The 11,413-nt window shown below is 59.6% G+C and carries 10 protein-coding genes, 1 tRNA gene and 1 pseudogene; 3 read left to right on the top strand and 9 right to left on the bottom strand.

Annotated features, from left to right (window positions below):
* Positions 1-34: 34 nt before the first annotated feature.
* The 3 genes from TX23_RS08055 to TX23_RS08045 form a co-directional block, all read right to left on the bottom strand.
* Positions 35-1,489 carry a heavy metal sensor histidine kinase gene (locus TX23_RS08055; RefSeq protein WP_057701726.1) on the bottom strand — a complete coding sequence of 485 codons (1,455 nt, stop codon included), beginning with the start codon at positions 1,487-1,489 and terminating at the stop codon, positions 35-37.
* A complete protein-coding gene (locus TX23_RS08050) occupies positions 1,486-2,160 on the bottom strand; it encodes a heavy metal response regulator transcription factor (protein WP_005784544.1) in 675 nt (224 codons plus the stop codon). The genes TX23_RS08055 and TX23_RS08050 overlap by 4 nt, the downstream gene beginning before the upstream one ends.
* A gap of 337 nt (positions 2,161-2,497) precedes the next feature.
* Positions 2,498-3,817 (bottom strand): OprD family porin, encoded by a 1,320-nt coding sequence (locus TX23_RS08045; RefSeq protein WP_057701764.1) that lies wholly within the window; start codon positions 3,815-3,817, stop codon positions 2,498-2,500.
* Positions 3,818-4,043: 226 nt separating this feature from the next.
* Here TX23_RS08045 and TX23_RS08040 point away from each other — a divergent pair, with 226 nt between their 5' ends.
* From TX23_RS08040 to TX23_RS28750, 3 genes and pseudogenes are all read left to right on the top strand, one after another.
* Positions 4,044-4,376, top strand: coding sequence for a DUF2790 domain-containing protein (locus tag TX23_RS08040; protein WP_057701725.1), 333 nt, complete (start codon positions 4,044-4,046; stop codon positions 4,374-4,376).
* Between the two features lie 105 nt (positions 4,377-4,481).
* A pseudogene (locus tag TX23_RS28755) lies at positions 4,482-5,258 on the top strand (PAS domain-containing protein); the annotation flags it as partial.
* Positions 5,259-5,366: 108 nt separating this feature from the next.
* Positions 5,367-5,798 (top strand): methyl-accepting chemotaxis protein, encoded by a 432-nt coding sequence (locus tag TX23_RS28750; RefSeq protein ID WP_371920264.1) that lies wholly within the window; start codon positions 5,367-5,369, stop codon positions 5,796-5,798.
* Between the two features lie 153 nt (positions 5,799-5,951).
* Here the strand turns inward: TX23_RS28750 and TX23_RS08030 are convergent, their stop codons facing one another.
* The 6 genes from TX23_RS08030 to TX23_RS08005 all read right to left on the bottom strand — a co-directional run bounded on the left by TX23_RS08030 (position 5,952) and on the right by TX23_RS08005 (position 11,291).
* A complete protein-coding gene (locus TX23_RS08030; RefSeq protein WP_057701723.1) occupies positions 5,952-6,188 on the bottom strand; it encodes a hypothetical protein in 237 nt (78 codons plus the stop codon).
* A gap of 441 nt (positions 6,189-6,629) precedes the next feature.
* The gene (locus tag TX23_RS08025) at positions 6,630-7,439 is read right to left on the bottom strand and encodes an AraC family transcriptional regulator (RefSeq protein WP_057701722.1); all 810 of its coding nucleotides are present in this window, start codon (positions 7,437-7,439) and stop codon (positions 6,630-6,632) included.
* A 213-nt stretch (positions 7,440-7,652) separates the two neighbouring features.
* Positions 7,653-9,482 (bottom strand): gamma-glutamyltransferase, encoded by a 1,830-nt coding sequence (gene ggt, locus TX23_RS08020; protein ID WP_057701721.1) that lies wholly within the window; start codon positions 9,480-9,482, stop codon positions 7,653-7,655.
* 36 nt (positions 9,483-9,518) lie between these two features.
* Entirely contained in the window at positions 9,519-10,298 is a 780-nt protein-coding gene (locus tag TX23_RS08015; RefSeq protein WP_057701720.1) for a PhzF family phenazine biosynthesis protein, read from the bottom strand.
* 127 nt (positions 10,299-10,425) lie between these two features.
* A tRNA-Met gene (locus tag TX23_RS08010) sits at positions 10,426-10,502 on the bottom strand.
* A 237-nt stretch (positions 10,503-10,739) separates the two neighbouring features.
* Positions 10,740-11,291, bottom strand: coding sequence for an RNA polymerase sigma factor (locus TX23_RS08005; protein ID WP_057701719.1), 552 nt, complete (start codon positions 11,289-11,291; stop codon positions 10,740-10,742).
* Between the last annotated feature and the right edge of the window lie 122 nt (positions 11,292-11,413).

The raw sequence follows: 11,413 nt of genomic DNA, 5'->3' as shown, positions 1-11,413 counted from the left end.
AAGTGGGAGGGGGCTTGCCCCCGATAGCGGTGTGTCAGCCAGCACATGCATCAACTGACCCATAGCCATCGGGGGCAAGCCCCCTCCCACATGAGATCTCTGTTGTCTGCAAAGGAAACACCAGGCTGAACCGCGTAAAGCGCCCCGGCTGGCTGGTGACATGGGCATGCCCCTCATGAAGATGCATGATCGACTTGACGATCGCCAACCCCAACCCGGTGCCGCCTTCGGCACGGGCGCGGCTGCTGTCGGCGCGGTAGAAGCGTTCGAACAGGTGCGGCAGGTGATTCGCGTCGATACCTCGACCCGGGTTGCCCACCGACAGCGACACGCTCTGTTCATAGGTTTCCACCAACAACAAGATGCTTGAACCTTCAGGCGTATGGCGGATGGCATTGGACAACAAGTTGGAAATCGCCCGCTGGATCATCAGGCGATCACCGGTCACCCAGGCATCGCCGCGCAGGCTCAGGGTGACGTGCTTGTCTTCGGCGCTCAGGGCAAACAGCTCCATCACTCGCTCGGCCTCCTGCCCCAGGGATACGTCGGTGAATGAGGCCCGCGCCGCCGGATGGCTGACCTGAGCCAGGAACAGCATGTCGCTGACGATACGCCCCAAGCGTTCCAGCTCTTCGGTGTTCGATTCCAGTACCGCCTTGTATTCCTCGGGCGGACGCTGGCGCGACAGGGTCAGTTGGGCCTTGCCCATCAGGTTGGTCAGCGGGGCGCGCAGTTCGTGGGCCAGGTCATCGGAGAATTGCGAGAGTTGCTGTACGCCCGCGTCCAGGCGGTCGAGCATCACGTTGAAGGCTTGGGCCAGTTCCCCCAGTTCGTGGGGCAAATTGTCCACCGACAAACGGTGCGTCAGGTCCTGGGTGGTGACCTTCGCCGCCACCTGGCTGAACTGTTTCAACGGCGCCAAGCCGCGCTGCACCAGCCACCAGGCGCCCATGCCGATCAGTATCAACAGCAGCGGCAGCGCGATCAGCGTGGCGCGCAGATAGGCGCTGAGCAGTGCCTGGTCGTCTCGGCGGTCCAGGGACAGCAGCACCCGCACGCGCTCGCCGCTGGCCAGGCGCATCAGGCTGGAGGCGCTGAGCACCTGGTTGCCGTCGCTGTCGGCCCAGTTCAGGTAGCCGAGGGTTTCCCGCGGCGTGAAGTCGGTGAGCAACGGCGCTTGAGGCTTGGCGCCGATGTTGAGCAATACGCTGTTATTGGGCGCGGTACCGACGATGGTCAGGTAGAAATTGTCATGGCCGATGACCAGGTCCAGCAGCGCATGGGGGCGGGCGCGAATGGCCTGGGCATCGAGCCCCAGGGACAGGCTGTGCTGGATCTGTTCCATCTTGCTTTCCAGGCCCTTGCGCGCCAGTTTTTCCAGTTCATGGGTCAGGGCCAGGTAGGCCAGGGTGGCCAGCAGCAAGACCAGGCCCGCGCCCATCAGGCTGACGGTCAACCCCAGGCGCATCGACAGGCTGCCGGTTCTCATGGGCGCGCCTCCAGCACGTAGCCCACGCCGCGGATGGTGTGGATCAGCTTGACCTCGCTCTGGTCATCGACCTTGGCGCGCAGGCGGCTGATGGAGACTTCCACCACATTGGTGTCGCAGTCGAAATTCATGTCCCACACCAGCGAAATAATCTGCGTGCGGGTCAGCACTTCACCGCTCTGGCGCATCAGCACCTGCAGCAGCGCGAACTCCTTGGTGGTCAGGTCAATGCGCCGGGTGCCGCGATAGGCGCGGTGGCGACGCGGGTCCAGCTCCAGGTCCGAGACGCGGAACACTTCGGGCTGGGGGATATGCTCGCTGCGCCGCAACAGGGTACGTACCCGCGCCAGCAGCTCGGGGAACTCGAACGGTTTGACCAGGTAATCGTCGGCGCCCATGTCCAGGCCCTTGATCTTGTCCGCCAGCCGGCCGCGGGCCGTGAGCATCATCACCCGCTGGTTGCCATTGCGGCGCAGTTGTTCCAGCACTTGCCAGCCATCCTTGCCCGGCAGGTTGACGTCCAGAATCACCAGCTCATAGGCATGCTGCTCGGCCAGGTGCAGGCCATCAATGCCATTGGCGGCGCAGTCGGCCACGTAGCCGCTTTCGTTCAAGCCTTGTCGCAAATAGTCAGCGGTTTTTTGCTCGTCCTCAATCACAAGGATACGCATGGGGGGTTACCTCTTGAATGATGGAGAGAAGGCGCCCATGTCCTTATGGCGGCGGTTATTGAAGTGGGAAAAGTCTGAAGGCTAAAGTAGCTTTAGGGTCAACTGCGACCATCGGTCGCATAACCCTTCGCACAAAAAAAACGCCCCAAGCGGGGCGTTAAAAATTCATCTCTTTCCAAAGGAGCTACACAAAAGCTTCAGAGATGAATGTGCTCGGTGAATAAGTTGACGCGAGTATAGAAAGTTGAACTTAACGAGAAGCTGAGGCCAATATTACAATTTTGATAACCGGCTATTTGTGAACAGATGTTAGTTAATCGCGAGCGAATGTAAGGCGTCATAACACGGCCAGTGGATATTCGGCGATCAAGCGAACTTCTTCCAGGTCGGATTCAAAGGCACTGGAGCGCACGGTGGCCTGGCGCAAGCGCAGGGACAAATCCTTGAAACGCCCATTTTGCACCACGTACTTGGCCTCGATATCCCGTTCCCAACGGCGTTGATCGGTCAGCGGGTTACCCGCCGCATCGCGCCGCATATACACGGCGTTGGCGTTGCTGTAGTCGGCGCCGGTGCCCTTGCCGTAGCGGGTCATGAACGACAGGCCTGGAATGCCGAACGCCTGCATGTCCAGGTCGTAGCGCACCATCCATGAGCGCTCCTTGGGCGAGTTGAAGTCGCTGTACTGGATCGAGTTATTGAGGAAGATCGAATCAGACTGGCGCAGGTAGTCGAAGTCGTCGTCGCCATTGTTGCGCTGGTGCGACACCGCCACGCTGTGGGCGCCGACCTTGACCTCCAGCCTGGCGCTCCAGATGGTGTTGTCGAACTCGCCGAGCTGTTTGCTGCCTTCGTCCACCGCCTTGTAGACGTTGAAATCGCCGAACAGTGACACCTCGTCGGTCAGCGCATAATTGGCGTTGCTGCCCAAATAGTACTGATTCCAGGCATCTTTCAAACGGCTGCTGTAGAGGCTGACGCTCAGGTGTTTATTGAATTGATAGTCACCGCCGACATAGCCCACCCAGGGTGAGTCGACCTTGCCCGCATAGAACGTCGCAAAGCCGTTGTTCATCCCGCTTTCATTGGGCTGGCTCATGCCGCTCAAGCGTCCGCCTTGCAGGCTCAGGCCTTCCAGGCTGGTGTTTCGCACGGTGAAACCGCGAAAGCTTTGCGGCAATACCCGTGAATCGCCGTACGCCACAACAGGCGTCAGCGGGAATACATCGCCGGCCTTGATTACCGTATCCAATACCCGCAGTTTCGCCGCGCCGCCGAGTTTGCTGTAGCTGTTTTCGGGCTGATTGGCGCTGTCCACCGGCAACACACCGAACGAGCCCTTGCCGCCGCTGCGGCCGGCACCGGAGTCGAGCTTGAGCCCCAACATGGCAAACGCATCCAGACCAAACCCCACGGTGCCTTGGGTAAAACCGGATTCAAACTGGCTGATCAGCCCTTGCGCCCAGGCTTCGGAATAGCCGTTACCGGTGGGGCTGGATTGGCCCTTGCGATCGTCGCGGTTGAAGTAAAAAGTGCGCGCCAGTACGTTCAGGCTGCTGCCTTCGATAAAGCCTTCGGGCTTTTCCTGCTCTGCGGCCACGGCCAGGGGCAAGGCGGCCATCAGTGAAAAGGGAAGGGTGTAGTGACGAATATTCATGATGCGCTCCTCGGTGATGGCAGTTATCGGCTTCTTATAGAGGCGGGCATTCTTATTGATCTGGCCCGGGCTGATAGTTGCAAACGGCGGATAACAGTGGCATTGCATGAAGATTACGATTCTGGAAACTAACGGCCCTCTAACAAATACGTAATGTTTTGGTGAACCTGGCGTCAGGGTTGATTGATTAGTCTCGACACTTAACTTTTATGTCGAGGACTTGGTCATGAACTTTTATAAAGTGGGTTTGGGCGTATTAACGGCGGTCTTGTCCTTCGGTGTACTGGCCGAAGGCGGAGGGGATCGCACCTTTGCCCTGATGATGGAGCGCAACGAGAAAGCCATGGCTGCCTACGCGATCAAAAAAGGCAAGGCTGTGCCCCAGGTGCAGACCTATCGCTACGGCATGGACCTGGACATCGCCAAGGTGGTCAACGTGACGCCGCCGATCCGCTCGTGCAATGCGGTGCCGTCGCGCATGACCTATGAAGACTCCAGCGGCAAGCTCAATACCCTGGAATATCAAGTCATGGGTGTGTGCCGATTCAATGGGGGCTGATGGGGCTGAAAATATAGTTCGACTTGAGTCCCGAGCCCTCTTCAGAAAACTGCGCCAGCGCCGATGCAGGTTAGTACGCCCACCTCACTTGCCTAATGGTGCCCCATGTTCAACACCCGCCTGAAGCAGGAGCTGACCGCTCTGCGCGAAGAATTGTCGAGCTTGCTACAGGTGAAAGAGAGCCTGGAAAGCGAAATGCTCTGCCTGACGCTGGACGCCGAGGGCCGGGTGGAGTGGGCGAATGCCAACTTCCTGGAGGAACTGGCCTATTCACTGAGTGAGATTGTGGGGCGTGCAATCGAAGACCTGGTACCGGCCCATGTGCGCCAGGACGAGTTCCAGTTGCGCTTCAAGCACGCGCTGGCCCGTGGCGAACACTTTGCCGGGGCCGTGCGCCTGATGCGTGGCAATGGCAAGGAGGCGTGGTTGCGTTCGATCGTGCAACCGGTGCGCAGTTCGGAAGGGCGCATCAAGCATTTTTCGATTTTTTCCAGCGACCTCACCCGTACCATCGAGAGCTCGCGTGAACATGAAAACCTGATCACCGCGCTGATGCGTTCCACCGCACTGATCGAGTTCGACCTGGACGGCAACGTGCTCACCGCCAACGACCGCTTCCTCAGCAGCATGGGGTACAGCCTGGCGCAGATTCAGGGTAAACATCACCGTATGTTCTGCGAGCCGCAGGAATACAACAGCCCCGAGTACCAGCAGTTCTGGAAGCGCCTGAACGCCGGTGAGTTCGTGGCGGCGCGCTTCAAGCGTGTCGACAGCCATGGCCGCCTGGTGTGGCTGGAAGCCACCTATAACCCGGTGCTGGACGCCAATGAACGGCTGTACAAAGTGGTCAAGTTCGCCACGGTCATCACCGACCAGGTCAACCGCGAGCAGGCGGTGGCCGAAGCCGCCAATATTGCCTACAGCACCTCCCTGCAAACCGACGACAGCGCCCAGCGCGGCACCACCGTGGTCACCCAGGCGGTGGACGTGATGCGCGACCTGGCCCAGCACATGCAACAGGCCGGTGAGGGTATTGAGGCGCTGAATGCCCAGTCCCAAGTGATCGGCAGCATCGTCAAGACTATCAGTGGCATTGCCGAGCAGACCAACCTGCTGGCGCTCAACGCCGCCATCGAAGCCGCACGCGCCGGTGAACAGGGGCGTGGCTTTGCGGTGGTGGCCGATGAAGTACGGCAACTGGCGTCACGCACCAGCAAAGCCACCGAGGAAATTGTCGGCGTAGTGCGCCAGAACCAGGACATGGCCCGCGATGCGGTTGCGCTGATGGCCGACGGCCGCCTGCAAGCCGAACAAGGCCTGGCCCTGGCGGCCGAGGCGGGCACGGTGATTGTGGAGATTCAGGACGGTGCGCAAAAAGTGGTGAGTGCGGTCGGGCAGTTTGCCAATCAGTTGTCGAGCTAAAGAGCACGTTCGGACACCAAACTCGATTTTGGCGACAACAGAACCCAAATGTGGGAGCTGGCTTGCCTGCGATAGCATCACCTCGGTGTACCTGATGTACCGAGGTGTCTGCATCGCAGGCAAGCCAGCTCCCACATGGGTTTTGTAGTGTTTTCAGGTTCTCGGCATGCACTCGATGGTGCGGTTTACCACGGTCTTGGCCATCTCCAGCAAATGCCACGCTGCATGGATTCTGGCGCGGTCGTGGGGTTGCAGGTGATCGCAGCAGTCCCACACCGTGGCCGATGCGCTGTTGATCAGATGGGAAATATAGAGTTGAGCATCTTCGAAGCTGAGGTCTTCGTTGACGACGAGGCAGTCCATGGGCGGATCGGGAAGTGCTTTGGTCATGGTGTAACTCCTATTGGCATGGGAGCGACCACCAACGCTGCTAAACGTAAGGTGGCAGCTGTACGCGGGTTAGCAGACCGGTCAATAGGAAAACCAGCGCACCCGAAGATGCCCCGCGCACAGCCACCATAAATGCAGATGTGGACCGTTTGCCTATTGAACTCAGGCTGCTAAACCCGATCGCTGAAACCCAGCGACGGACCGAAGACTAGCCATCGATTCCAACAGGCACAAGGTGGCAAGGATTGTCTCGGAAACGTCCTGCAATTTAAAGGGACACGGCTTGCTGGCCCTTTACAAACCATGACCAAATGCCAGCAACACCACCTCATCCAACTGTGGGAGCTGGCTTGCCTGCGATAGCGGTGTGCCTGATACACCGAGGTGTCTGCATCGCAGGCAAGCCAGCTCCCACAGTTTGAACGTATTCCAACCCAGCACTCAGCGTCCGAGCATCTTCACCCAGCGCGAGGGCGGCATACCGTAAGTGCTGCGAAATTGCCGGGTCATGTGGCTTTGGTCGGTGAAACCTGCGGTCATCGCCGCATCCACCAGCGATTGGCCCTGGGCCAGCAAGTGACGCACCAGATCCAACCGGCGCATGGTCAGGTAGCGGTAGGGGCTGGTGCCGAACAGCAGACGAAAATCCCGCGATAACGCCCAGCGGTCGCGGCCGGCATGGTCGGCTATTTCATCCAGGGTGATGCTGCGGCCCAGGGCGCTGTGGATAAATTCACGGGCGCGTTCGGCGGCCACGTAGTCGAAGGCTTTGCGGCTGACAACCGCACCGGATGCCTCGCTCAGCGCCTGAGCCAGGTCGAACATGGCGTCCTGCTCTTGCATCGGGTCAATCGGGCAATCCAGGCTTTGCAGCAACACTTCGCTGGCGCGGTGCAGCCGAGGGTCGGTGGACAAGCCGCCGGGAATGAAAGGCAAGGGTTTGCCGCCGAGGATCTGCTGGATCAACGCCGGCTCCACATAAATCATCCGGTACTTGAAGCCTTCGTCGCTGCCGGCGCGACCGTCATGAATTTCATCCGGGTGAATCACCATGGTGGTGCCGGGCATACTGTGGGTCATGCCGCCGCGATAATGAAAACTCTGCACGCCGAACAACGTGCGCCCGATGGCGTAAGTGTCATGGCGATGGGGGTCGAATGCGAAACCGGCAAAGTACGCCTCGATGCGGTCCAGGCCGCTGGCGTGCGGGGCGCGGTGCAGCCAGTCGAGGGAGTGGGTGGGTTTGCCCATGGTGACTTGTCACAGATAGAGGTGGGAACACGTTAACCGAGTCTGCCGCGGTTGTCTGCTCGGGGTCTTGTACGATTGTGCAGGTGTTGGGCGGCGCAGATTGCTAACGAAACGCAGCGGATCGTCAATCGAGCAAAAACCGTGATCCACGCCGGGGAGGGCATTGAGGTTATGGGTTTTGTGCATCGTGCATTCTCCTTTGATCAAAACACCTTAATCACCCAACGCCTCACCCTCACGCCGTGGGTCCGCACCGCCGCTCAGTATCACCTTGCCCTGGGCATCCCGCGTGCGCACGATGGCCTGCACGCCGCTGGTCATATCGATCTCGCTCAGGGCATGGCCCTTGTCCTTGAGCGCTTGTTTGAGCGCAGGGCTGAACAGGCCGGTTTCCAACTCAGTGGCGCCATTGCGGCTGCCGAAATTTGGCAGGCTGATGGCCGCTTGCGGGTCGAGCTGCCAGTCGAGCATGGCGACCAGGGATTTACTCACGTACTCGATGATCTGCGAACCGCCCGGGGAACCCACGGTGGCCAGCAACTCACCACTGTTGCGATCGAACACCAGGGTCGGCGCCATGGCCGAGCGCGGGCGCTTGCCGGGCTGCACGCGGTTGGCCACCGGCTGGCCGTTTTCTTCGGGGATGAATGAGAAATCGGTCATCTGATTGTTGAGCAAAAAGCCCTGGACCATCACGTGGGAGCCGAACGCTGCTTCCACTGTGGTGGTCATCGACACGGCGCCGCCCTGGTCGTCCACCGCCACCACTTGCGAGGTGGAGATGCGCAGCGGCGAACGATCCGGTGCATACGCCACTTGCACGCCCGCCGGTTGGCCAGGCTTGGCGATCCCCATGCTGCGCTCGCCGATCAGCGCGGCGCGCTGAGCCAGGTAATTGGGGGCGACGAGGCCAGCAACGGGCACGGGAGTGAAGTCAGCGTCGGCCACGTACAGTGCGCGATCGGCAAAGGCCAGGCGCCCGGCTTCGGCGATCAGGTGCACGGCCTCGGGCGTCGGTTCAAGCCCGGCCGGCGAGGCACTCTTGACCGGCGTCATCGGTGCAATCGCCAGGCGTGGGTCACGGTCCTGAAGCGCCTGCAAGGTGCCCAGGATCTGCGCCACGGCAATGCCGCCTGAGGAGGGTGGCGGCATCCCGCAGATTTTCCATTGCTTGTAGTCGGTACACAGCGGCGCGCGTTCCTTGGCGTTGTAGCCCTTGAGATCGGCTACGGACAAGCTGCCAGCATTGTGATTGCCCTGCACCTTGCGGGCGATCTCATCGGCAATCGGCCCGTGGTACAGCGCATCCGGCCCCTCCTTGGCGATGCGCTTGAATACCGCGGCCAGCGCAGGGTTTTTCAACAGCGTGCCGGTGGCTTTTGGCGAACCATCGGCATTCAAAAAGTACGCCGCCATCTCGGGCGATTGCGCGATAAAGCGATCCGCCGCGATCAAGCTGTGCAAGCGCGGTGAAATGGCAAAGCCCTGCTCCGACAGGCGGATCGCCGGTTCGAACAGTTTCGCCCATTGCAGATGGCCGCTCTTGTTGTGCGCCATGTGCAGTGCGCGCAATACCCCGGGCGTGCCCACGGAGCGCCCGCCAATCTGCGCGTCGGTGAAGGCCATCGGCGTGCCGTCGGCCTTGAGGAACAAGCGCTCGGTCGCCCCCGCCGGTGCGGTTTCGCGACCGTCGTAGGCCTGCACGTTTTTGCCATCCCACAACATGATGAACGCACCGCCACCAATGCCGGAAGACTGTGGCTCCACCAGGGTCAGCACCGCTTGCATGGCAATCGCCGCGTCGATGGCCGAACCGCCTTGGCGCAACATCTCGCGTCCGGCTTCGGCGGCCAACGGGTTGGCGGCGGCAGCCATATGGCGCTCGGCGTGGCGGGTGCTCAGGTCCGTGCGATAGCCCGAACCCAGCTCCGGTGCCGGTGGTTGTTCGGTGACGGACGTGTGGCAGGCCGCCAGGGCCAGGGCTGCTGCGATGACCGTCAACTGACGGCGGGAAGTCAAAAACACGCGCTGAACTCCGTTCATTTTGAGAATGATCTGTTGTCCTTCCGGTACTGGGTTTTACAGGTAAATCGTACCTTGCATGTACAGCACCGCCTTGCCGGAGATAATCACGCGGTCGCCCTTGAGTTCACAGCGCAACTGGCCCTTGCGCTGGCCACCTTGCTCGGCGGTCAATTGCGACTTGCCCAGGCGCTCGGCCCAGAACGGTGCAAGCGAAGTGTGCGCCGAACCGGTGACCGGGTCTTCATTGACACCCACATTCGGGCCGAACCAGCGTGAGACAAAATCAAACTGTGTGCTCTTGGCGGTGACTGCGATCCCGCGTTTGGGCAGGCCCTTGAGCCGTGCGAAATCCGGAGTCAGTGCCGCCACCTGCGCTTCATTTTCCACCAGCACGATGTAGTCGTCGGTGCCGAACACCTCGGCAGTTTCAATGCCCAGTGCGCTCAACATCCCCGCCGGTGGTTCGCAGCGTTCAGGCTGTTTGGCCGGGAAATCCATCGCCAATTCGTCGCCATTGCGCGTCACCCGCAATTCGCCGCTACGTGTGGCAAAGCGCAGCACTTGCGGCGCATCTTCCAACATATGGATCAACACCCACGCCGCCGCCAACGTGGCATGGCCGCACAGGTCTACTTCAACTTCCGGGGTGAGCCAGCGCAGCTCGTAGAACTCGCCACGGGGCACAAAAAACGCGGTTTCCGAGAGGTTGTTTTCAGCCGCGATACTTTGCAGTTGTTTGTCGGGCAGCCATTCGGCAAGTGGGCACACCGCCGCCGGGTTGCCGCCGAAGGGGTGCTGGCTGAAAGCGTCGACTTGGTAGATGTCCAGTTTCATCGGGGCACTCCGCATTTTAGGGAGGCTGGACACTAACAGTGGGGGTGGGGGGCGTCAAAATACAGTTGGGGAGTTTTTTACGCTCATAAAAAAACGGCTTACCTTTCGGTAAGCCGTTTTTAGTACTTGGTGGCTACACAGGGACTTGAACCCCGGACCCCAGCATTATGAATGCTATGCTCTAACCAACTGAGCTATGTAGCCAAGTGGCGCGCATTATTCGCTCGGAACGGCAATGCGTCAAGCCTTTTTGTTGAAAATTTTTCTACGCTTTCAACTGTTTAACCGAAAACGGCGGTTTTGGCGACGGGCGGCGGCGGACGCGCTCTGTAGCAATGGTGAGATACAGAGCCGTAGCGTCTTGGAAAGTGTCTTTGAGGCTATGCCTGACAGTGTTGGGCAGATATCCCTGTCGCCCAACGCTTGCAAGGCTAATTCAGCTTAGCGGTACAGGTGCGTGTGTGTGACGCGCTTGAGCTGTTCGCGCGCCCGTGACAGCCGCGAGCGCACGGTGCCGATAGGGATGTCCAGCACGTCGGCGGTGTCCTGATAGCTACCATCGGTTTCCAGTGAGGCGTAAAGCGTCCTGCGCATTTCGGTGGGCAAGTGATCAATAGCGCTCAGGGTATTTTCCAGGCGCCGGTTGATCTCAAACTCCCAGTCCAGGCTGTGGGTTTCTTCCTGGCCATGCCACAGCGATTCGTCGAATTCGCAATGGGCGGGTTTGGCATACAGGCGCCGAAAGTGATTGCGGATCAGGTTCTGCGCGATGCCGCACATCCAGGTGGTGAGCGTTGCGGTGCCGCTGAAACGTTCGCGATTACGCCAGGCTTCCAGGTAGGTCAATTGCAAAAGATCATCAGCATCTTCCGGGTTGAGCACGCGTTTATGAATGAAACGGCGAAGTTTTTTCTGTTGATCGTCTGTCAGGTGAAGCATGAATTGAGGCGAGTTACCACCAAGGTGAACTAAGGCTTCAATAGGGATATTCATGATTTTTTCCTTAAGGTAGACGCAGTCGAAACGTATCGACAGGAACCCGATTGCACTGCTTGTGCCAAACAGAAAAAATCACGTAACTACTTAATTTATATATATAAATATCTTGAATTGAA

This window comes from Pseudomonas paralactis, assembly GCF_001439735.1.
GTDB lineage: Bacteria > Pseudomonadota > Gammaproteobacteria > Pseudomonadales > Pseudomonadaceae > Aquipseudomonas > Aquipseudomonas paralactis.
Note: the sequence above shows the minus strand (reverse complement) of the source record. Positions and strands in the feature narration are given on the sequence as shown.